Source organism: Citrobacter sp. KTE151, from assembly GCF_000398845.1.
Classification (GTDB): domain Bacteria; phylum Pseudomonadota; class Gammaproteobacteria; order Enterobacterales; family Enterobacteriaceae; genus Citrobacter; species Citrobacter braakii.
The window spans coordinates 41,592-62,562 of record NZ_KB976068.1; the positions used below are offsets into that span (position 1 = coordinate 41,592).

Sequence of the window (20,971 nt, forward strand, 5' to 3'; positions counted from 1 at the left end):
GGCGCTTTTTTCATTTCCGGCATTCACTGCCTGAGCAATGCGATAAACGCGTTATAGTCTTTCAATCCCGCAATAGTTTCTGCCGGATGGCTGCTCAGCACGCTGGATAAATAACTGAAGATTTTTAGCTCATGCCGCGCCTCGGCGGCGGCACAGGCGATCAGAACATGGCTGACCGGTTCGTTATTCACCAGAATAGGGTGTGCGAGAGTAATAAAGAAACCACGAAAGCGGCGCTCCTGTTCGCTCCAGCAATGAGGAATCGCCAGGCGATTCACGATCAGGTTTTCACCTTCATACTCCCGGGCGCAAATGCGCAGCGCTTCGTCCTCGGTGATATGGCTCTGTGCCACAAGCTGGCCGCAGATCCGGCCGATGATACTCTGCCAGCTTTCGGCCTTCATATTGGCGTAATGGAAGCTGCCCGGCTGTAAAAAGAAACGTTCGGGCTGCTGGCGGATAAAGGCCGTCGCGAGGAAGTGTTTAATCTGCTCGGTACCCGCAGCGGTGATGATATTCTTGATGGTTAAGGTATTTTTTATAGATTCATCAAGTAAATAGTGACTATTGTTGATGATTAACAGTGGGGTGATTTCTTCACTGATGGCGCTGACTTCACTCGTATTTCGCGCAATGATCACCCGACAATTCAGAACATCTCGCTCAATGGCCTGTTGGTTGATGGTGGCGATAGCATTCTGGTCGGATAACAAAATGACCGGCTGGCGCTCGTTTTGATGGCGCTCCAGGGCGCAGGCGAAGTAAAGCCCGATGAGGTCGCTATCGAACAGTGGGATATCCAGTTTTTCACGCAACAGGGCAATAAAACGCAGACTCAAATCGAAGGCGGCAGGCCAGGTCGACTTCAGGTTGTGCATACTGCTCTGGCGATGTTCCGGTACCCAAACCGGGGCAGAGACGCATCTCAGCAGGTGGCCAGTAATATTATCAACCAGTTGGGTATCGATAACGTTCAACGCAGCGATGCCGGGAACGCTTTTTAACAACAAGGTCACCGCATCGGCAGAGATTGTCATTGCCTGCCGTTGTCTGATTTCCAGAAGGCCGATCAGTGTTCTGAAGGCGTTCTCGCCCAGGTAGACTCCTCCTTGTTCCACCGCGTTTTTCAGTGATACATACCGACACTCCGGCCATGACCCGGAGAGCTGGTTACGCAGGGCATAGACGGCCAGCACCAGACTTGCCAGGTACTCTCCCGAGATGAGCGGGAATTCATTAAGTTTTTCACATGCTGCATTGAGCCTGTCGATGTTGTCCCGGGTAATACCCGGCAGTGGAATTAAGAGGGGATCTTTTTTAAGCAGATTCGCCAACAGGATAATGCGCTTTTCTTCCGGTTCATCAATGAAATGACCGACGCCCGGGCGACTGGCAAGACAAAAGGCCCGCTCATAGCGCTGCTTCAACCGCGGGAGACGATCGGCCACCCAGGTGTCAGGTAAATTGAGCGCCGAAGCCAGCTGTACACGAGGTGTAAAGGTATTGAGCAGAAGAAAGGCCAGCAACCGGTCATCATTATCATGGCGTTGCAGAAGCTGAAAATAACCGCGTCTGTCGACAATTTCCAACTGATAGCCCGCACTGCCACCGGGCTGAATGCGGGCCTTACCGCTGAGGGTAAAATTGAGGTAGTCAATATCGCGCAGGATGGTTCTGCCTGAAACGCCAGTTTGCCGCGCCAGGTCGCCCAGCAAACACGGCTGCTGTTCAAGAAGATCCACCAATTTTAACTGGCGTTCCGAAAGCATTAACTCTCCCGGCGAAAGTCAGTAAGCGCGCGGACCTTTTCGGTCGACAGCGAGGTGAGCAGTTCCCGCACCAGCGTAAACAGCGCGTCGTAATCCGATGCGGAAATCATGCCGCTGTTGGCGTGGAGATAGCGAGTCGGCAGGCATAGTGCCGCCACCGGACGACCGCCGCCCATAACGTTATAGCGTCCACCGTCCGTCGCCCCGGTTTTCATGGTGCAAAACTGCAATGACGCACCGCTGTTTTCTGCACACGCTTTTAATGTGGCAACCAACTGCTGATTAGGGAAATAGCGCTTATCGAACAGCATCAGCCCTGGGCCCTCGCCAAGCTTGAGTGGGTATTTAATGCTGTCGATTCCGGGCACATCGCCCGCAACCGCAGTATCCAGCACGATCACCACATCGGGCTTGATATGCTCCGCTGAGGTTTGCGCCCCGCGTAGACCCACTTCTTCTTCCACGCTGCCCACGCCGTACAGGGTAATTTCAGGGTTATCCACGGTTTGTAAAAGCTCGGCCATCAGGGCGCAGCCGACGCGATTATCCAGCGCTTTGCCGACGATCTTATCTTCGCCCCAACGAGCGAAATTGGCTTCCGGGCTAACGAAATCACCGATCGCAATTCCGCGGTTTTCTACTTCTTCGCGGCTGTTGGCACCAATATCGATGAACATTTCGTCAAATGTCAGAGGTTGCTGTTTCTGCTTTTCCGTTAAGGCGTGCGGTGCTACGGAGCCGATTATGCCAGGGATTTTAACGCCCTTGCGGGTACGGATGGCGACCCGGTGGTTCAGCATCGACTGGCTCCACCAACCGCCAATGGTGGTGAAGCGCAAAAAGCCGCTTTCGTCGATATGCGTGACCATAAAGCCCACTTCATCCATGTGACCGACGATGGCAACCTTCGGCCCACGGTTGCCCTTGCGTGCGACAAAGCTGCCGAGGCCGTCAAAAGTGATTTCATCGACGCTGGAATCCAGCGCATTAATGAGAAGAGTGCGAACTTCCTGCTCATCACCGCTGACGGCGCTGGCTTCGCATAACTGCTGAAGTAACTCAATGTTCATGGGCAAGCTCCTGCTGTGCGGCTTTACGTTTCAGCCACAATCCTTTCAGGATGATAATTAACGAAATATTCAGCGCCAGACCGATAGCCAGCACCAGGTAAAATGACCCCACCGGAGACATCAGGCCAATCAGCGGATCAAAGATACCTAAACCCGGCGCGAGACGTTTGATTCCAAAGGCGATGACCAGCATGCCGGTAATACCACCGGAGAGCGTATTGGCGGTAATCATCGGCAGCGGCGCGGCCAGCGCATAGGGGATTGCCGGTTCGGTGGCGACGGTGGCACCCACCACAATCGCACTGCTGGCGGCGGCCTTCTCCTGCTGGGTAAACAGTTTTGGCGCTAAATAGGTAGCGATACCTGCCGCGACGGGCGGCATCAGCGCCACCACGCCGACGATGGCGTACCAGTCATAGATATGTTTTTCCAGCAGTGAGAAGCAGAAGAACCAGGCTGTTTTATTGATTGGCCCGCCCATATCAAATGCCAGCATTGCGCCAACGAGGAAGGCTGCGCCCATTTTCATTGATGGTGGAATGGTGTTCAGGAAGTGCAGCAGCCCCCCCATGATGTCGGACATCACCGGGCCGATGACGTAATAAGTCAGTACGCCAAACACCAGCAAAGTGACAAACGGGATCAGCATGGAGCCGAGCAGCGGCTGCAACGCTTTGCCGAGCCGAACCTTGCGAAACCAAAGCACAAAGTAGCCAATTGCCAGCCCGAGTACGACCGCGCCGAGAAACCCCGCGCCGGACTGGGTGCCGAGTAGGCCTTTATCGTTCGCCAGGTAACACACCAGAAACGCTGGGGCAAAAGCGGGCTTATCGGCAATCGACCACGCGATGTATGCCCCCATAATGGGGATCATAAAGGTGAAGCCCAGATAGCCGATGGATTCAACAACCCAGGTGAACGACGGCGCACCTTTCGACATATCGGCATAGGGCAAACCGAACTGCACCAGCATATTAGCGATGGCGACCAGAATACCGCCGCCAATAACAAACGGCAGCGCGGCGGAAACGCCAGCCATCAGGTGGCTCATCACGCTACCGTGCTGGACCTCCTGTTTTCCCAGCTTCACGCTGCTATCAGTGGCAAAAAGTTGTGAATGAGTCGGTAACTGCGTAAAAATCAGGTCGATATTTTTCAGCGCCTGGGAAATGGCTATTTCATAGACTTTTTTCCCGGCGAAACGCGCCCGGTCTTCGCCGCTCAGGCCGCGACCTGTAGCCAGAATAACGTAATCGGCAGCGGCAATTTCTTCACTGGTCAGTCGGTTTTCGACGCCGCTTGAGCCCTGGGTTTCGACTTTAATCGTATGGCTGAGCGAGCGCGCTTTTTGCTCCAGCGCTTCTGCCACCATATAAGTGTGGGCGATACCCGCCGGACAGTTGGTAATCGCCACTAAACGCAAGGATGACTCCATAGCCGCTTCCTTATGAGGTTAAGGTCTGATTGAGCAGGGTGAGTACCTGGTCGGTGTCGCCTTGCTTCAGTTGGTTGATGAAATCTTGATGGATAATTTTGCGGCACAGGGTGCCGATAATTTTGACCTGATCGTCCTCGCCCGTTTGTGGCACGCCGAGGCAGATCCAGCAGTTAACGTCCTCGCCGTCGCTGGCTTTCCAGTCCACTTTTTCTGATTTGCGCGCGAACAAGACGAAGGGGCGTGTGATACAGGCGCTTTTACCGTGTGGGACGGCAATGCCCGAACCAAAGCCGGTGGAATGCAGCTTTTCGCGTATCAGCAGCGTTTGCAGGAAGGCGCTGCGGTCAGAGATGTAGCCATTTTGAAGCGCCATATTCGCCAGTTGCTTGAGGATGGCATAAACGCTATTCCCCTGAATATTCAGGTCAATGCAGTTAGCTGTAAGGGCTGTCATGATGGGACTCCGTTAAAAACTGTTTGATTTGATTTTAACGGTGAGATGGTGAAGAGATGAGCAGCAATATGTCAGCGGGAAGTGACAATTTGAGGCAGAGTTAGCGCCTGGTTTTGTGGGGTAAAACACATAACGCTACAGGTGATTACCCTGATGAATATTTCGCCAGGGTAATTATATAGTTAGTGTATACCCACCATTCGTAACAGCGCGGTTACCACCGCAGCGGCAACGATCACCACGATCAGCGGCATCTTACGCCAGGCGAGAAATACCGCAAAAGCCACGCCGAGTACGCGCGCCATTCCGGCAAAGTGTTCGCCCTCGTAAAAGGTGGTCGCCAGCGCAACGGAGAACAGTAATACCGTTGCGGCGTCGGAAAGCAGCGCCTGCGAGCGTTCTGAGAACGCTAAACGGCTTCCAAGCTTGGCTCCCCCTAAACGCATTAAATATGTTCCCAGAGATAACATGGCGATACCGACGATAAACAGCGTCATGTTGCCCATTATTTTTTCCTCGTCAGTAAGCCAAAGAGTGAGAGCAAAACCGGTAAACCGACCGGCGCAAAGGGAATGGCGGCAAGCGACAACGTGGCGCCGCTACAGGCACGAATCAGCGTAGTGCGGTTTTTGAATGCCGGGACGACCAGAGCCAGCAGAATGGCAGGGAAGACGGCATCCAGACCGATGGTTTCCGGGGCAGGGAGCAGTTTGCCGACGCCTGCGCCGATCAGGGTGCCAACAGGCCAGAAAATTGCGACGCCCAGACCGCACAGCCAGTAGGCGGCTTTACGTTGCTCAGGCGTTTTTTGCGACAGGCCAAAGACTACGCTTTCGTCGTTCATAATATGACAGCCGAGGAAACTGGCAGCTCGGGTGCCCACCAGATCGCGCACGGTGACGCCGAACGGCACGTGTCGGGCGTTAACCAGTAAACCCGCAGCCGCAGCCGCCAGTGGATTACCACCGCTGGCGATAATGCCGATAAACATAAACTCGGACGCGCCCGCCAGCACAGTAATAGAGAGTACAAACGGTACCCACAGCGGGAAGCCGTAGGCCATCGCCAGCGAGCCGTATGACATGCCGACTACACCGACGGCCAGACAGACTAAAAATATTGCTTTTATCGTGTCGCCTTTGAGACTGGAAAAATAATGTTTCATACCGTTTTAGCCATATCGAACGAGTTTCCATTATAATGAACGCGACCAATTGGCTTTACAAGTCGAACAATTCGTTCGATATAAAAAACATGGAGTCGTGAATGACCCAGCCCATCAGTATGATCGCGAAAAGTCTGGTGCGTGAACGTCAGCGCACCGGTTTGTCGCTGGCGGAGATTGCCCGTCGCGCGGGGATTGCAAAATCGACACTCTCGCAATTGGAAGCGGGCAATGGAAATCCTAGCCTGGAAACGCTCTGGTCGCTGTGTGTGGCGTTAGATATTCCCTTTGCGCGCCTGCTGGAACCGCAGGAGCAAAAAACGCAGGTGATTCGCCGCGGCGAAGGGACAAAAGTCGTGGCTGAGCAGGCCCACTATCAGGCCATTTTACTGGCCGCCTGCCCACCGGGTGCGCGGCGGGATATCTATCTGCTGCTGACGCAGCCGGGCGCGGATCGTATTTCACAACCGCATCCACCGGGATCGGTTGAACATATTATCGTAACGCAGGGTAAGGCGATGGTGGGATTGACGGAAGCGCCGGAAGAGTTAGGTGAGGGGGATTATATTTGTTACCCCGCCGATCAAGCGCATATCTTTAAAGCACTGGAGCCTGACACTCAGGCGATTCTGGTTTCTGAGCAGAGTTAATTGAACGCTTATTAAATAAAGGCGCGGCGATTATCGTTCGCGCTTTTATTATTTTTAATTATATTTTATTGTTATTCATATAAAATTGTTTTTATTATTTTTCGTTAATTTCAGCACTATTGTTATATCCCTCACATTCTTAATTATATCTACGTTACACATAATAAAATCAGCATGATAATAAATATTAGCCTGCACTGGTGCCACGTTTTAATGTTCTGAATTTATTTCAGTCATCGGTATCGTATTACCTATAAAAATATTTTTTGGATTTGCATGTTGCGCGTCTTCCGGTCGGAAGACGTTGGACGATCTTTATTTCAAGGAAAGCAAATAATGAAGAAATCGACGTTAGCTTTAGCAATAGGTCTATTATTAGTGGCAAATAATGGCTTTGCTAAAACGCAAAAAATGACTCTGGAACAGCGGCTCGAACAGCTGGAGGCTCGGCTGGAAGCTGCGGAAAACCGCGCGGCAAAAGCGGAAAATCAGGTGCAGCAATTGCAGGTACAGCAGGCTGCGGAAATCCAGGAAATTAAAGTTGCTCAGGGGAATACGCCAGTCAACGGCACTACGCCCGCACAAGAGACCAAAAAGAACGCCACCACCCCTAACCTGGTGCTCTCCGGCTATGGCGATCTGAAAATCTACGGCGACGTGGAATTCAACATGGATGCGGAAAGCAACAAAGGCGTGCTGGCGGCAACCAATTCGAATGTGGGCGACCCAACTAATGAACGCTGGGATCTGAACGGACGCATCCTGCTGGGCTTTGACGGTATGCGTAAGCTGGATAACGGCTATTTCGCCGGTTTCTCAGCGCAACCGCTGGCTGACATGACGGGTTCGGTCAATCTTGATGACGCCGCTTTCTTCTTCGGTCAGGAAAATGACTGGAAAGTAAAAGTCGGTCGTTTCGAAGCTTACGATATGTTCCCGCTGAATCAGGATACCTTTGTTGAGCATTCAGGGCATACCGCCAACGATTTGTATGATGACGGTAGCGGCTACATCTACATGATGAAAGAAGGTCGTGGCCGTTCTGATTCCGGCGGTAGCTTCCTGATGAGCAAACAGCTCGATAACTGGTATTTCGAGTTAAATACCCTGCTGGAAGATGGTACCTCGCTTTATCAGGATAGCCGCTATCATGGTCGTGAAATGTCGCAGGAGAAAAACGTGGCTTATCTGCGCCCGGTCGTCGCCTGGACACCGGTGGATGCGCTGACGATTTCTGCAGCCATGGAATCGAACGTTATCAATAACGCCTATGGATATACCGATGCTCAGGGCAACTTTGTCGATCAGTCCGATCGTACCGGTTACGGTATGACGATGACCTGGAACGGTCTGAAAGCCGATCCGGAAAATGGCCTGGTGTTTAACCTGAACACCGCTTATCTCGATGCGGATAACGAAAAAGACTTTACGGCGGCGGCCAACGTTCTGTGGAAGCGCTTTGAACTGGGCTATATCTATGCTCATAACAAGATCGACGAATTTAACGGTCTGATCGATCACGATGATAATGACTGGTTCTACAATGAGGGCACTTACGATATTCATACCATTCACGCGTCTTATTTAATTCCGAACGTGATGGATATGCAGAACTTTAATATTTATCTCGGCGCTTATTATTCGATGATTAACAGCGATAACAGCAATCCGGAGAATTATACCGACGACGACGACCGTTACGGCGCGCGTCTCCGTTTCAAATACTTCTTCTGATTTTCCGTTCTCAGGCGCCTGGATTCAGGCGCTTTTTTCTTAGAGCCTGGTCATCAGGCTTTTATTTTCCCACCCAGTTATTTTTGATTTTGAACTTGTCGGCGCGGTTGTAGCTACACGAGTAGTTAAATGCCGTCCCATCTTCCAGTTTGGTGACGCCGGAGACTTTCAGCATCGGCATGCCTGAGCAGGTGCCGGGTTGTGGGGAAATGGCGTGGATGACAAACGAACGCAATGCTGCTGACGGGAGAAAAAGGTTTCCTCCCCCGTCAGGGGAGGAAACAGAGCGGTTAAGGCAGATAAAACACTTCTTTTAGCTCAGCGCTGACCGGGCTGTTGTCCGGGTTTGCCGGCATTACATCACGCATATGCTTCCACCAACGCTGGCAAACATCGGTGCTGGCAACGGCGTTCCAGCGCTCTTCTGACTCAATCTCAACGGTGGCGAACAGCAGGTTGCGTTCCTGGTCGAGATAAATCGCGTAGTGATGGGCACCGTGCTCTTTCAGCACCGCTTCCAGTTCTGGCCAGATGGGATTGTGCCGACGTTGATACTCAACGTGCGCGTCGGCATTCACCTGCATCACAAAGGCCTTGCGGATCATAACGCCTCCAGATACAGCTCGCGGACCTCGTCGCGGCTGGCGGTGCGTGGGTTACACGGCGCGCACGGATCGGCCAACGCTTTATCCAGCCAGCCTTCAATATCCTCTTTCGTCACGCCAAGGGAACTAAAGCCAGCCGGAATACCTACACGCTTGCTCAGGGCACGAATCGCGGTGATGGCCTCCATGCTTGCCGCTTCGTCGCTCATCCCGCGGGTGTCCACTCCCATCGCCTGCGCCACTCGGGCAAAACGCGCCACGGCGTTAGGGCGGTTAAAGTTTTCGATGATCGGCAGCAGGATGGCATTGCAGACGCCGTGCGGCAGGTTGTGGGTCGCGCCTGGCTGGTGTGCCAGCGCATGCACCAGACCCAGACCTGCGCTGTTGAATGCCATACCCGCCAGATACTGACCAAACGCCATTTGCTCACGGGCCTCGAGGTTATGACCATCGTCGACCGCTTTCGGTAGCCACAGGTTGATCAGGCGAATTGCTTCCAGGGCGTTGGCGTCGGTGAGCGGATGCGCGCCAACGGAAACATAGGCTTCCACCGCGTGAGTCAGGGCGTCCATGCCGGTTGCGGCGGTAACGGAGGCTGGGATTTCCAGCATCACGCTGGCGTCATCCACGGCGATATCCGGGATGATGTTCGGGTCGATGATCACTTCTTTGACCTTGCGGGCAGAGTCGATAATGACCGCGTTGCTGGTCATCTCTGCTGCTGTACCAGCTGTGGTATTGATGGCAACCAGCGGCACGCCCGCATTTTTCACTTTGCCCACGCCGGAGTAAGCGGTAGAAGGGCCTGGGTTGGCGGTCAGGATCTTCACCGCTTTGGCGGTATCGATCGGGCTGCCGCCGCCGAAAGCGATAATGTAGTCACATTCTGCCCCCTGATATGCCGTAAAACCTTTCTGTACCAGCTCTTCTGTCGGATTCGGGAACACCTCATCAAACAGGTGGTAAGACATTTGATGTTCATCCAGTGCGGCAAACAGGCTATCCAGCAGGCCCAGCTTCACCAGTTGACCATCGGTGACGATCAGCGCTTTGCCCCATTGTTTATTCGCCACGAGATTCACCATATCGGCAATCGCGCCGGCGCCATGCAGGCTAATTTTTGGCAGTGCCAACATAAAGCTCATCACTATTCTCCTTAAAAAAAATCCCTGGTGCCCGATGGCATTACGCTTATCGGGCCGACGGTGAAACGTGCATCGTCATGTAGGCCGGATAAAGCGAAGCCGCATCCGGCGTTGAGTTGGCAGGTATCAGTACAGCTCTACGGCGCTGGCCAGCGGGGTCACGCCAAAGCGTTTAGCCAGTGCTACCAGCTCTTCACGTGTGATGGTCTGCTTCATACCGCCCATCGAATAGATTTTGACTAAAACTTCGGCGGATTTTTCTGCGGTATCTATCAAGCCAAATGCTTCGTCGAGGGAGGGACCGCTGCCGAACACGCCGTGGAACGGCCACAGTACCAGCGAGTGTTTCTGCATTTCCTCGGCGGTTGCCTGGCCGATTTCATCCGTACCCGGCACCATCCACGGCAGAATGCCGACGCCATCCGGGAACACCACCAGACACTCGGTGCTGCCTTCCCACAGTTTGCGGGTAATCAGCGGGGTGTTGTTTTCCAGCACGTAGGTCAGGGCGATCAGGTTGGTAGCATGGCAGTGCATGATCACGCGGTCTTTGCCGTTCGTCGCTTTAATACGCTCGCAATGGGAGAGGAAGTGAGCCGGCAACTCGGAGGTTGGCACCGCTTCGTGGGTCAGGCCCCAAAGGATGTGGTAGCCCGCGCCGTCGCTGTCTACTTTCACCACGCCCAAATTTGCCGCGGGATCGAGCTGAACGTTACGGAAAAATTTACCGGAACCGGTGACGATAAACGGCGTGTTCGCCAGCAAAGGCATTGGCTGACTTAGCGCGATATAGCGCGGTTTTTCGTGGAAATCGGCGCTAAATGGCGCAATGTCAGCCTCATCCAGACGCAGCGTCAGATTGCCGCCGTTACGTTCGTCCCAGCCTTTCAGCCACGCGTCGGAAGTGGCTTTGATCATCCCCTGGACGAACCAGGAATTAGTCATGTTTTGCATATTCGGTGATCCTGTTGATTGCCCGATCGTTATCGGGTCTTACGTAGGCCGGATAAGTGAAGATCCATCCGGCAATCGTCTTTCATTCATTGCCGGATAGCGACGTGGGGCGTCTTATCCGGCCTGTAAGCCTGGTGTCACGGTTAGCTACGTTTGCTCAAAATCTCTTTCTCATAGGCGCGCACGCTGTCCAGCCACTGGCTTCCTGCTGGCGTGTCGTGACGCTGGCAGTACATCTCCCAGACGGCTTGCCACGGCAGCGATTTTTGCTCTTCCAGCAAGGCCAGACGTGCGGTGTAGTCGCCGCTGGCTTCAAGCTGACGCAGTTGTTCGGTCGGTTCTAACAGCGCGCGCAGCAGGGCTTTTTTCATATTGCGGGTGCCGATAACCCACGCGGCGATGCGGTTAATAGAGGCGTCGAAGAAGTCGAGGCCGATGTGTACGCGGTCGAACAGGTTGTGGCGGACGATCTCGCTGGCAATCGCCTGCGTTTCGTCATCCAGCAGCACCACGTGATCGCTGTCCCAGCGCACCGGACGGCTGACGTGCAGCAGCAGACGCGGTACGTACAGCATGGCGGCGGAGATTTTGTCGGAAATCACTTCAGTCGGATGGAAGTGACCCGCATCCAGGCACAGCGCAGTCTGACGGCTGGTGGCGTAACCCATATAGAACTCGTTGGAGCCCACGGTGTAGCTTTCGGCGCCGATGCCAAACAGCTTGCTCTCGACGGCGTCGATATGGTGCGCCGGGTCGAGTTTTTCGCTGATCACTTCATCCAGTGCTTCAAGCAGACGTTGGCGCGGCGCTAACCGGTCAACGGTAATGTCTTTCATGCCATCCGGGATCCAGATATTCATCACCGACGGCGTACCCAACTGCTCGCCAAAATACGCTGAGACGCGACGGCTGGCTTTGCAGTGGTCAATCCAAAACTGGCGAATAGTGTCATCGGCATGGGCCAGCGTGAAGCCGTCGGCGCTCAGCGGGTGAGAGAAGCAAGATGGGTTGAAATCCAGCCCTAACTGGTTTGCTTTCGCCCACTCGACCCAGTTTTTAAAATGTTCAGGTTTGATTTGGTCACGGGCAACCGGCGTATCGGACTCCAGATAGATCGCGTGCAAATTCAGACGTTTTGGACCCGGGATCAGGCTCAGCGCCTGCTCCAGATCGGCGCGCAGTTCGGTGGCGTTACGCGCTTTGCCCGGATAGTTGCCGGTAGCCTGAATACCGCCTGTGAGCGAGCCTTCCGGATTCTCGAAACCGGCGACATCATCGCCTTGCCAGCAGTGCATGGAGACCGGCAGACGATCGAGCTGGCGTAAGGCCGTCTCGACATCAATGCCTACCGCGGCGAAACGCAGTTTTGCCAGTTCCCAGGCTTGTTCAAGTTGAGTGGTCATGCGCAAAGCTCCTTTGTCTGTCGTAGTGATGGAAACTGCGCCTGGTAGCGGGCAATTTCACTTTCAGGATTTGGAATGAAGGTGGTCAGGTCGTAGTTGGCACGCACCACCTGACGGAAATCATCGACGTTGTTAAGCTCGTCCAGCGTCATCAACTGGATGCCAATATTGCCGAGCGTGGAGGCCTCAATCGGCCCGGACATCACGCGAATACCGCAGGCATCCGCGCACAGCTGGTTCAGCAGGGCGTTCTGGCAGCCGCCGCCAACGATGTGCAGTTGGCTAAATGCTGCACCACGCAGCTGTGCCAGTTCTTGCAGAATGTCAGCGTATAGCAATGCCAGGCTGTCGAAGATACAGCGCGCCAGTTCGGCGTTTTGCTGGGGAACGGGTTGACCCGATTCACGACAGGCCGCCTGAATTTCCGCGCTCATATCGTCGGGGTTGATAAAGCGATCGTCGTTCGGGTTTATCAGGAATTGGCAGGCCGGCAGCGCTTGCGTTTGGGCAATAAGCGTTGGCAGGTCGGTAATCTGGCGCTCTTTTAAAACGCGCTGGAGCAGCCACAGTCCCATGATGTTTTTCAGTACGCGGTAGCGCCCTTCCGCGCCCCCTTCGTTGGTGATGTTCGCCGCCAGCGCCGCATCGTTGGTATACGGCGTTCTGCTCTCAAAGCCCATCAGCGACCAGGTACCGGAAGAGAGATACGCACTATTTTTATCGGCCAGCGGTGAAGCGATGACCGCGCTGGCGGTGTCGTGACTGGCGACGGCCACAACCGGAATTTGGTTTTTCTGCGGGCAAATCCAGTGACCAATGACGTTCCCCGGATGCGTCGGGCGACCAAACCAGGCTTTGTCTGCCCCGGTCCACGCCAGCAGCGTGTCATCCCAGTCGTCGGTGTTGATATTGACTAACTGGGTGGTGGTGGCGTTGGTGTATTCCCAGTTCAATTTGCCGGTCAGGCGAAAGCTGAAGTAGTCGGGGATCAGCAGAGCATGTGCCACCTGCGCAAGCAGTTCTGGCTGCTGTTCAACCAGCGCACGTAGCTGATACAAGGTGTTAAACGGCAGAAACTGAATGCCGCTACGGCGGTAGATTTCACCTTTACCTGGCTGCGCCATCGCCTGTGACATAATGCCGGTCGTGCGGCTGTCACGGTAAGAGACCGGCAGACCAACACGTTGGCCGGCGTTATCGATCAATACGTAATCCACGCCCCAGGTATCAATGCCAATGCTGTCTATCCGAATGCCTTCATCACAGACTTTTTTCAGGCCAAGGCGAATGTCGTTTTCCAGGCTGTCGATGTCCCAGGTGTCAAAACCGTCCGTTTTTTGCAGACAGTTAACGAAGCGGTGGATTTCACGCAGCGTCAGGGTGCGGTGTTTACTGTCGTAACGTGCGAGCATTACGCGCCCACTGGATGCGCCGAGATCGACAGCGACACAATGGCGAAAAGTCATGGCGAGGTCCTTCTGAGTTTTATTGCACTCAGTCTAAGAACCCCGAATAAAGCGTACCTTCTTGACAGTGACAGCCCCAATTAGCGGCTGGCAACATGGCAAAGGTGAACGTGATGTTGTTCACAGTTTCCACTAATCGCGCGGATTTTGGCGGATGTGACGCCTTCCGCATTTCCCGATCTTTCCCGCCATTTCTTGAAGAATTAACCGTGTTTACGCACTTTGGCGTCAAAAAATTAAGGTGAGGGTAGGAACCCTTAATTACTATTCAGCCATATTCGTTAATCAGGGGGAGCCGTCATGACCGTACTGCATTGCGTGGATTTTTTTCCGACAGGTAAAGCGCCTGTGGCTATTGAACCGCGGCTTCCTCAGCCCGCGTTTCCTGAACATCATCATGATTTTCATGAAATTGTGGTGGTCGAACATGGAACGGGGATCCATGTGTTCAACGGACAGCCTTACACCATCAGCGGCGGTACGGTGTGTTTCGTCCGCGATCATGACAGGCATTTATATGAACATACTGACAATCTGTGTCTGACCAATGTGTTGTATCGCTCTCCGGATGCGTTTCAATTTCTGGCCGGGCTGAATCAGCTTTTACCTCAGGAACAAAATGGGCAGTATCCCTCCCACTGGCGCGTAAACCAGGGCGTACTGCAGCAGGTTCGTCACCTGGTGGGGCAGATGGAGACGCTCGGCGAGGAGATGGATACGCCCACGGCGGCAAATCGCGAGATCCTGTTTATGCAGTTGCTGGTACTGCTGCGTAAAAGCAGCCTGATGGAAGCGGCGACCGATAACGATGCGCGGCTTAACCTTTTGATGGCATGGCTGGAGGATAACTTTGCCGAAGAGGTGTGTTGGGGGGCGCTGGCCGAGAAGTTTTCGCTCTCTTTACGCACTCTGCATCGCCAGCTTAAACAGCAAACAGGATTGACGCCGCAGCGCTACCTTAACCGTCTACGACTGATTAAAGCCCGACATCTGCTCCGCCACAGTGATGACAGCGTGACTGATATCGCTTATCTCTGCGGTTTCGGTGACAGTAACCACTTTTCGACGCTTTTTCGCCGTGAGTTCGAGTGGTCGCCACGCGATATTCGTCAGGGGCGTGACCTTATAGCGGGAAGCAGCCTTCAGTAACGCGAAAGCTATCAACGTTTTTTACCGTCCGTTTGCTGATAATCATACCCTTTCATGCCGGATAAGCGCAGCGCATCCGGCAAGCGTACAGGTTGAGGTGATGTGATGGCGAATCATCTGGTTCTTTTGAAATCAGACTTTTTTGCGCATGAGCAGCAGGCTGTCGCCGTGGCCGATCGTTATCCGCAGGATGTCTTTGCTGAGCATACCCACGAGTTTTGCGAGCTGGTTCTGGTCTGGCGCGGCAATGGTCTGCATGTCCTTAACGATCGTCCGTACCGGATAACCCGTGGCGATCTGTTTTATATTCGCGCCGAAGATAAACACTCCTACACCTCCGTTAACGACCTTGTGTTGCAAAATATCATCTACTGCCCGGAGCGGTTAACGCTGAATGTTGACTGGCAAGGGGCGATCCCCGGATTTGACGGTACGCCGAGGCAGCCGCACTGGCGACTAGGCAGCGTTGGCATGACCCAGGCCAGACAGGTGATAAGCCAGCTTGAGCATGAAAGTAATCAGCGCGATGCGCAGGCCTTTACCATGGCTGAGCTGCTGTTTGGTCAACTGGTAACTCACCTTAAACGTCATCGTTATGCCACGGATACGCTCCCGGCGACGTCAAGTGAAACGCTGCTGGATAAACTGATCACCGCGTTAGCCGGTAGCCATGAGCATGCGTTCGAACTGGATACGTTTTGCGAGCGTGAACGGTGCAGCGAACGCGTTTTGCGCCAGCAGTTTCGCAGCCAGACCGGGATGACTATCAACCAGTATCAGCGCCAGGTGCGGGTGTGCCATGCACAGTATCTGCTCAAGCATAGTCGGTTGATGATTAGTGAGATTTCCATGCGCTGCGGCTTTGAGGATAGTAACTACTTTTCGGTGGTATTCACGCGCGAAACCGGGATGACGCCGAGCCAGTGGCGTCATCTCAGTACCCAACATGATTAGCTGGCCATTCCCAGACCAACAATGTTTGCCGCGACAATGATCACTACGCAGCCAAGACTTAGCACGCTGACCGGACGGCGACCCGCGTTTTTCCACTCTTTCAATACCAGTCCGACAATTCCGCCGCACAGAACATAGAAGCTCATGTGCAGCATCCAGCTTACATAGTCATACTGTGGCGGAATACGAGCGTGGCCCCAGGCGTAGAAGAAGAATTGCAGATACCACATCAAGCCACCAAGTGCGGAGAGCAGCACGTTGGTGATAATTAGCTGTTTGGCTAACGAGAAGTCAGCTTTTATCGACAAGTTTTTCACTTTTGCCAGACGAATGAAGCAGAAACCCAGGTTGACTAGCGCGCCACCGCCCATGATAACCACATAGCTTGGCAGGGCGACATACAGCGGATCAACGCCCAACGCGGCGGCGGCATCGTGCATTGGTTTAGCAGCGTTCATCGCAAATGACATCCCGGCAGAGAAAATGCCGCACATGACCGCCAGAACCAGACCTTTTTTCAGATTGAACTCTTCCGCTTTGATGCCCATTTTGCGTTCTTTTAACTGACCCGCACGGGTAACAATGCCCACGCCAATCAGCGCGACCAGCACGCCAAGCAGCGTCATGCGTCCGCCAGAGGTGTTGATCAGTACATCAAAGTTGCCGTTAATAATCGGGGTCATCAGCGTGCCGACAATCAGCGTAATACCAATCGCAATGCCGATGCCCATCGACATACCGAGATAGCGCATGGTCAGGCCATAGTTGATATTACCAATCCCCCACATCGCACCGAACAGAAACACCGGCGCCAGCGTGGAGAGGCTAAAGGAGCTGAAGTAGGCCCAGAAATCGGGAAGTAACATGGCGCTGATGGTCCATGGGAGGATAAGCCAGGAGACGATCCCGCCAACCGACCACATCGTTTCCCATGACCAATGTTTGACTTGCTTGAACGGGGCATAGAAGCAGGCGGCACTGGCTGCGCCTATCAAATGCCAAAAGATACCCATCGTAATCGCGTTACTCATGACTTAATCCTCGTTATTTTTTATCGTCGGTAATTACCCCTCCGACCAAACGAGTTTAAAAATTATGCAGGTAGTTAACCTTTTAACGATTGCCGCCATTTGGCGCATGTTGGCAATCATCACGTTAAGTGGGTGATTCGGCTCACATCTTTAGCAATGGACTTGAGTCATCAAAACCTTGTAAAAAGTACGGCATTGATAATCATTTTCAATATCATTTAATTAACTATAATGACCCAACTGCTTACGCGGCGTTAACACTGGCCGCCCGACAATACTGGAGATGATTATGAGTTATACACTGCCATCCCTGCCGTACGCTTATGATGCCCTTGAACCGCACTTCGATAAGCAGACGATGGAAATCCACCATACCAAACACCACCAGGCTTACGTAAACAACGCGAACGCTGCGCTGGAAAGCTTGCCTGAATTCGCGAGCCTGCCTGTTGAAGAGCTGATCACCAAACTGGATCAACTGCCAGCAGACAAGAAAACCGTACTGCGTAACAACGCGGGCGGCCACGCTAACCACAGCCTGTTCTGGAAAGGTCTGAAAACCGGTACTACGCTGCAGGGCGACCTGAAAGCGGCTATCGAACGTGACTTCGGCTCCGTGGACAACTTCAAAGCTGAATTTGAAAAAGCTGCGGCAACCCGTTTTGGTTCCGGCTGGGCGTGGCTGGTTCTGAAAGGTGACAAACTGGCTGTTGTTTCCACTGCTAACCAGGATTCCCCGCTGATGGGTGAAGCTATCTCTGGCGCTTCCGGCTTCCCGATCGTGGGCCTGGACGTTTGGGAACACGCTTACTACCTGAAATTCCAGAACCGTCGCCCGGACTACATCAAAGAGTTCTGGAACGTGGTGAACTGGGACGAAGCTGCCGCGCGTTTCGCAGCGAAAAAATAAGTTCTACGCTTTAGTAAGCCCCTGCAAGCGATGCTTGTGGGGGTTTTTTTGTGATCAAAATCAATATAAAAACAATGATCCATTTAAATTGAAACAAGGTTTTATTATGCGAGTGAGATCACTTTTATAGTCTCTATGAATGTCTATCTTCGTTTCATCAAGACGGGCGCATCTCATAAGCAAGATGCAATCGCCCATAAAAATTGCCCCATTTTTATGTCTACAGGTGATGGAAATGCAGATCAAACGAACGATAGAGAAAATCCCAGGTGGCATGATGCTGGTGCCGCTTTTTTTGGGCGCGTTGTGTCACACCTTTTCCCCCGGCGCCGGGAAATACTTCGGCTCCTTTACCAACGGTATGATCACCGGTACGGTGCCTATTCTGGCGGTCTGGTTCTTTTGTATGGGGGCGTCGATCAAGCTAAGCGCTACCGGTACCGTACTGCGTAAATCAGGCACGCTGGTCATAACCAAGATCCTGGTAGCGTGGGTGGTCGCGGCGATTGCTTCACGTATTCTGCCAGAACATGGTGTAGAAGTTGGTTTCTTCGCCGGGTTGTCTACGCTGGCGCTGGTGGCCGCCATGGATATGACCAACGGCGGGCTGTATGCCTCGATTATGCAGCAGTACGGCACCAAAGAAGAGGCCGGGGCGTTTGTCCTGATGTCGCTGGAGTCTGGCCCGCTGATGACTATGGTGATTCTGGGAACCGCCGGGATCGCTTCGTTTGAACCACACGTGTTTGTGGGGGCCGTATTACCGTTCCTGATTGGCTTTGCGCTGGGGAATCTGGACCCTGAGCTGCGGGAGTTCTTCAGCAAAGCGGTGCAGACATTGATTCCTTTCTTTGCCTTCGCGCTTGGTAACACCATTGATTTGAGCGTGATTGCGCAGACCGGTGTACTGGGTATTTTGCTGGGCGTGGCGGTAATTATTATTACCGGTATTCCATTGATTATCGCCGATAAACTGATTGGCGGCGGCGATGGCACAGCGGGGATTGCGGCCTCCAGCTCAGCCGGTGCGGCGGTCGCTACGCCAGTGCTGATTGCTGAAATGGTTCCGGCATTTAAACCGATGGCGCCGGCAGCAACTTCCCTTGTCGCCACGTCGGTGATTGTGACCTCCATTCTGGTGCCGATTATCACTTCCATCTGGTCGAAAAGAGTAAAAGCCAGGGCGGCGGAAATTGATATTCGTAGCGCCGTGAAGTAAGTCTCTTTTGCCGGATGGTCTGTTCCATCCGGCTTAACGATTTACGCTTTGACGACAAATACCTCATCGATGGTCCGACACTCACCCTCGTTCAACTCTCCGCCGGCATTTCGTGACACACCGGTGCAATAGCCAAACTTACGCGATACCACGGTTTTGATGGTGGTGACGAAATCTTCGCCGATGGCGTAGATGGACATGTAGGTGCCAATCTGGTCCTGAATGTCGCGAAGTGCTGTCAGGTCGCCCTGTTTAAATGCTTCCCGTGCGCTGACAAACAGTTCAGGCATGACGTTGTTTAATCCTGAAATCACCCCCGCGCCGCCTGCCAGCAGGTTAGGAATGTAGTATTCGTCATAGCCGGACAACACGGCAAAATCCTCCCGTACGGCGCGGGTGGTCTGGATCATACTGCGAGTATGGGACTGGCAGTCGACGGTATCTTTAATGCCTGCGAAGTTGGGGAACTCGGCGGCGAGGGTGGCAACCAGTTCAGGCGTTAAATCGCAGCCAGTGCGCGCCGGAAAGTTATAGGCAAACCATTTACCGCTGAGCTTCTGCCCCAACTGACGGAAGTAGCTCAGCAGCTGTTTTGCCGTTTGCCCATAGTAGTAAGGCGGCAGGATCATCACGGCGTCGTAATCGGCGCGATACGCTTCCTGAGCCATCAACAGCACATCATTCTGGCAGGTGGATGAGACGTTGGCGACCATCTTCAGCGAGCTCATAGCGCGGGCCTCGCGGATCAGTAACAGCTTTTCTTCGAGCGTAAAGGAGGCAAATTCCCCGATGCTACCCATCAGCAAAATCACGTCGATTTTGGCCTCGGTAAGGCGTTTGAGATGCTGGCTCAGACCGTTAAGATCGATCTTGCCGTCATTATCCATTGGCGTAATGGAAGGACACCAGACGCCAGCAAATTGCGATTGACCAGTCACGTTGTTGACTCCTTATTTGAAATGATGTTTCAAAACCAGATTACATTGATAGCATGTGTCCCTAAGTTTCATGTGAACCGTGCTCTCATTTTGAGCGACTGGGGTAAAATAAATGTGGTGTAATGGGGGAAATTTATCGGGAGAGGGAACAGATGCGATATCCGGTCGATGTTTTTACAGGCAAGGTTCGGGACTACATGGGAAGCCGTCCCAGCGCGATTGCTAAGGTCCAGGTTGACGGCGAGCTGATGCTGACCGAACTGGGGCTGACGGGTGATGAACAGGCGGAAACGAAAATTCACGGTGGGCCGGATCGCGCGCTGTGCCACTATCCGCGTGAACACTATCAGCACTGGAGACAAGAGTTTCCGGAGCAGGCAGAGCGCTTTGTCGCGCCCGCGTTTGGCGAGAATCTCTCTACTGAGGGGCTAACGGAAGAGAATGTATTTATTGGCGACATTTTCCAGTGGGGAGATGCGCTGATTCAGGTCACGCAGCCGCGCTCGCCGTGCTTTAAGCTGAATTTCCATTTTGGCATCAGCGATATGGCTAGCCAGATGCAGGATGCAGGCAAGACGGGCTGGTTGTGCAGCGTCATCGCTCCAGGCCAGGTGTCGGCGGACGCGCCGTTGATCCTGGCTTCACGCGTCAGCGACGTCAGCGTGCGGGAGGCGATTGCCATTGCCTGGCATATGCCGTTTGATGACTCACAATATCACCGTTTACTCTCGGCTGCCGGGTTATCGAAAAGCTGGACCCGAACGATGCAAAAGCGTCGTTTAAGCGGCAAGATCGAAGACAATTCCCGCCGTTTGTGGGGAAAATAAAGCCATTCTGGCCATGCAATTAAATCAGGTGGTAACACCTGATTTGCCTCTCTCGTGGTTCTTATCTCTGCATACTAAAGCGGGTAAAAA

20 protein-coding genes are annotated in these 20,971 nt (G+C 53.4%); 7 read left to right on the forward strand and 13 right to left on the reverse strand.

All coding sequences use genetic code 11. From position 1 onward, the window contains the following. Window positions 1–23: 23 nt before the first annotated feature. The 6 genes from WC7_RS01435 to WC7_RS01410 all read right to left on the reverse strand — a co-directional run bounded on the left by WC7_RS01435 (window position 24) and on the right by WC7_RS01410 (window position 5,896). Entirely contained in the window at window positions 24–1,769 is a 1,746-nt protein-coding gene (locus WC7_RS01435) for a putative frv operon regulatory protein (protein WP_016155186.1), read from the reverse strand. After that, window positions 1,769–2,839, reverse strand: coding sequence for an aminopeptidase (locus WC7_RS01430; protein WP_016155187.1), 1,071 nt, complete (start codon window positions 2,837–2,839; stop codon window positions 1,769–1,771). The genes WC7_RS01435 and WC7_RS01430 overlap by 1 nt, the downstream gene beginning before the upstream one ends. Beyond that, window positions 2,829–4,274, reverse strand: coding sequence for a PTS fructose-like transporter subunit IIBC (locus WC7_RS01425; RefSeq protein ID WP_016155188.1), 1,446 nt, complete (start codon window positions 4,272–4,274; stop codon window positions 2,829–2,831). The genes WC7_RS01430 and WC7_RS01425 overlap by 11 nt, the downstream gene beginning before the upstream one ends. Before the next feature lie 10 nt (window positions 4,275–4,284). Beyond that, on the reverse strand, window positions 4,285–4,731 hold the full coding sequence (locus WC7_RS01420) for a PTS fructose transporter subunit IIA (protein ID WP_016155189.1): 447 nt from the start codon (window positions 4,729–4,731) through the stop codon (window positions 4,285–4,287). 182 nt (window positions 4,732–4,913) lie between these two features. Beyond that, on the reverse strand, window positions 4,914–5,237 hold the full coding sequence (locus WC7_RS01415; protein ID WP_016155190.1) for an AzlD domain-containing protein: 324 nt from the start codon (window positions 5,235–5,237) through the stop codon (window positions 4,914–4,916). Then, a complete protein-coding gene (locus tag WC7_RS01410; protein ID WP_016155191.1) occupies window positions 5,237–5,896 on the reverse strand; it encodes an AzlC family ABC transporter permease in 660 nt (219 codons plus the stop codon). The genes WC7_RS01415 and WC7_RS01410 overlap by 1 nt, the downstream gene beginning before the upstream one ends. A gap of 101 nt (window positions 5,897–5,997) precedes the next feature. Here WC7_RS01410 and WC7_RS01405 point away from each other — a divergent pair, with 101 nt between their 5' ends. Further along, the gene (locus tag WC7_RS01405; RefSeq protein WP_016155192.1) at window positions 5,998–6,546 is read left to right on the forward strand and encodes a helix-turn-helix domain-containing protein; all 549 of its coding nucleotides are present in this window, start codon (window positions 5,998–6,000) and stop codon (window positions 6,544–6,546) included. A gap of 336 nt (window positions 6,547–6,882) precedes the next feature. After that, a complete protein-coding gene (locus tag WC7_RS01400) occupies window positions 6,883–8,280 on the forward strand; it encodes a carbohydrate porin (protein WP_016155193.1) in 1,398 nt (465 codons plus the stop codon). A gap of 290 nt (window positions 8,281–8,570) precedes the next feature. On the opposite strand, the gene rhaM is transcribed toward WC7_RS01400, so the two are convergent. From rhaM to rhaB, 5 genes are all read right to left on the reverse strand, one after another. Continuing rightward, window positions 8,571–8,885 carry an L-rhamnose mutarotase gene (rhaM, locus tag WC7_RS01395; RefSeq protein WP_016155195.1) on the reverse strand — a complete coding sequence of 105 codons (315 nt, stop codon included), beginning with the start codon at window positions 8,883–8,885 and terminating at the stop codon, window positions 8,571–8,573. Continuing rightward, window positions 8,882–10,030: a lactaldehyde reductase gene (gene fucO / locus WC7_RS01390; protein ID WP_016155196.1), complete on the reverse strand. Its 1,149-nt coding sequence runs from the start codon at window positions 10,028–10,030 to the stop codon at window positions 8,882–8,884. The genes rhaM and fucO overlap by 4 nt, the downstream gene beginning before the upstream one ends. Window positions 10,031–10,156: 126 nt before the next feature. Next, complete coding sequence (rhaD, locus tag WC7_RS01385) at window positions 10,157–10,984, reverse strand: rhamnulose-1-phosphate aldolase (RefSeq protein WP_016155197.1); 828 nt, start codon at window positions 10,982–10,984, stop codon at window positions 10,157–10,159. Between the two features lie 143 nt (window positions 10,985–11,127). Next, the gene (gene rhaA / locus WC7_RS01380; protein ID WP_016155198.1) at window positions 11,128–12,387 is read right to left on the reverse strand and encodes an L-rhamnose isomerase; all 1,260 of its coding nucleotides are present in this window, start codon (window positions 12,385–12,387) and stop codon (window positions 11,128–11,130) included. After that, a complete protein-coding gene (rhaB, locus tag WC7_RS01375; protein ID WP_016155199.1) occupies window positions 12,384–13,853 on the reverse strand; it encodes a rhamnulokinase in 1,470 nt (489 codons plus the stop codon). The genes rhaA and rhaB overlap by 4 nt, the downstream gene beginning before the upstream one ends. Window positions 13,854–14,153: 300 nt before the next feature. On the opposite strand from rhaB, the gene rhaS reads away from it, so the two are divergent. Continuing rightward, window positions 14,154–15,002 (forward strand): HTH-type transcriptional activator RhaS, encoded by an 849-nt coding sequence (rhaS, locus tag WC7_RS01370; RefSeq protein ID WP_016155200.1) that lies wholly within the window; start codon window positions 14,154–14,156, stop codon window positions 15,000–15,002. 105 nt (window positions 15,003–15,107) lie between these two features. Beyond that, window positions 15,108–15,956: an HTH-type transcriptional activator RhaR gene (gene rhaR / locus WC7_RS01365; protein WP_016155201.1), complete on the forward strand. Its 849-nt coding sequence runs from the start codon at window positions 15,108–15,110 to the stop codon at window positions 15,954–15,956. Here rhaR and rhaT read toward each other — a convergent pair. Beyond that, window positions 15,953–16,987, reverse strand: coding sequence for an L-rhamnose/proton symporter RhaT (gene rhaT, locus WC7_RS01360; protein WP_016155202.1), 1,035 nt, complete (start codon window positions 16,985–16,987; stop codon window positions 15,953–15,955). The two genes, rhaR and rhaT, sit on opposite strands and share 4 nt — an antisense overlap. Window positions 16,988–17,276: 289 nt before the next feature. Between rhaT and sodA the strand changes: the two genes are divergently transcribed. Together sodA and kdgT are read left to right on the forward strand one after the other, a co-directional pair. Further along, a complete protein-coding gene (gene sodA, locus WC7_RS01355; RefSeq protein WP_016155203.1) occupies window positions 17,277–17,897 on the forward strand; it encodes a superoxide dismutase [Mn] in 621 nt (206 codons plus the stop codon). 235 nt (window positions 17,898–18,132) lie between these two features. Next, the gene (gene kdgT / locus WC7_RS01350; RefSeq protein ID WP_016155204.1) at window positions 18,133–19,116 is read left to right on the forward strand and encodes a 2-keto-3-deoxygluconate transporter; all 984 of its coding nucleotides are present in this window, start codon (window positions 18,133–18,135) and stop codon (window positions 19,114–19,116) included. Window positions 19,117–19,157: 41 nt separating this feature from the next. On the opposite strand, the gene WC7_RS01345 is transcribed toward kdgT, so the two are convergent. After that, a complete protein-coding gene (locus WC7_RS01345) occupies window positions 19,158–20,054 on the reverse strand; it encodes a dihydrodipicolinate synthase family protein (protein ID WP_016155205.1) in 897 nt (298 codons plus the stop codon). Window positions 20,055–20,206: 152 nt separating this feature from the next. Between WC7_RS01345 and yiiM the strand changes: the two genes are divergently transcribed. Continuing rightward, window positions 20,207–20,881: a 6-hydroxyaminopurine reductase gene (gene yiiM, locus WC7_RS01340; RefSeq protein WP_016155206.1), complete on the forward strand. Its 675-nt coding sequence runs from the start codon at window positions 20,207–20,209 to the stop codon at window positions 20,879–20,881. The last annotated feature ends 90 nt before the right edge of the window (window positions 20,882–20,971 follow it).

Excerpts from the sequence above, each read along its gene's own strand:
- WC7_RS01430 (WP_016155187.1), bottom strand. The coding sequence starts at position 2,839 with ATGAACATTGAGTTACTTCAGCAGTTATGCGAAGCCAGCGCCGTCAGC.
- WC7_RS01425 (WP_016155188.1), bottom strand. The coding sequence starts at position 4,274 with ATGGAGTCATCCTTGCGTTTAGTGGCGATTACCAACTGTCCGGCGGGT.
- rhaT (WP_016155202.1), bottom strand. The coding sequence starts at position 16,987 with ATGAGTAACGCGATTACGATGGGTATCTTTTGGCATTTGATAGGCGCA.
- rhaA (WP_016155198.1), bottom strand. The coding sequence starts at position 12,387 with ATGACCACTCAACTTGAACAAGCCTGGGAACTGGCAAAACTGCGTTTC.
- WC7_RS01420 (WP_016155189.1), bottom strand. The coding sequence starts at position 4,731 with ATGACAGCCCTTACAGCTAACTGCATTGACCTGAATATTCAGGGGAAT.
- rhaR (WP_016155201.1), top strand. The coding sequence starts at position 15,108 with ATGGCGAATCATCTGGTTCTTTTGAAATCAGACTTTTTTGCGCATGAG.
- rhaM (WP_016155195.1), bottom strand. The coding sequence starts at position 8,885 with ATGATCCGCAAGGCCTTTGTGATGCAGGTGAATGCCGACGCGCACGTT.
- rhaS (WP_016155200.1), top strand. The coding sequence starts at position 14,154 with ATGACCGTACTGCATTGCGTGGATTTTTTTCCGACAGGTAAAGCGCCT.
- WC7_RS01405 (WP_016155192.1), top strand. The coding sequence starts at position 5,998 with ATGACCCAGCCCATCAGTATGATCGCGAAAAGTCTGGTGCGTGAACGT.
- rhaB (WP_016155199.1), bottom strand. The coding sequence starts at position 13,853 with ATGACTTTTCGCCATTGTGTCGCTGTCGATCTCGGCGCATCCAGTGGG.
- yiiM (WP_016155206.1), top strand. The coding sequence starts at position 20,207 with ATGCGATATCCGGTCGATGTTTTTACAGGCAAGGTTCGGGACTACATG.
- kdgT (WP_016155204.1), top strand. The coding sequence starts at position 18,133 with ATGCAGATCAAACGAACGATAGAGAAAATCCCAGGTGGCATGATGCTG.
- WC7_RS01400 (WP_016155193.1), top strand. The coding sequence starts at position 6,883 with ATGAAGAAATCGACGTTAGCTTTAGCAATAGGTCTATTATTAGTGGCA.
- WC7_RS01410 (WP_016155191.1), bottom strand. The coding sequence starts at position 5,896 with ATGAAACATTATTTTTCCAGTCTCAAAGGCGACACGATAAAAGCAATA.
- WC7_RS01415 (WP_016155190.1), bottom strand. The coding sequence starts at position 5,237 with ATGGGCAACATGACGCTGTTTATCGTCGGTATCGCCATGTTATCTCTG.
- sodA (WP_016155203.1), top strand. The coding sequence starts at position 17,277 with ATGAGTTATACACTGCCATCCCTGCCGTACGCTTATGATGCCCTTGAA.
- rhaD (WP_016155197.1), bottom strand. The coding sequence starts at position 10,984 with ATGCAAAACATGACTAATTCCTGGTTCGTCCAGGGGATGATCAAAGCC.
- WC7_RS01435 (WP_016155186.1), bottom strand. The coding sequence starts at position 1,769 with ATGCTTTCGGAACGCCAGTTAAAATTGGTGGATCTTCTTGAACAGCAG.
- fucO (WP_016155196.1), bottom strand. The coding sequence starts at position 10,030 with ATGAGCTTTATGTTGGCACTGCCAAAAATTAGCCTGCATGGCGCCGGC.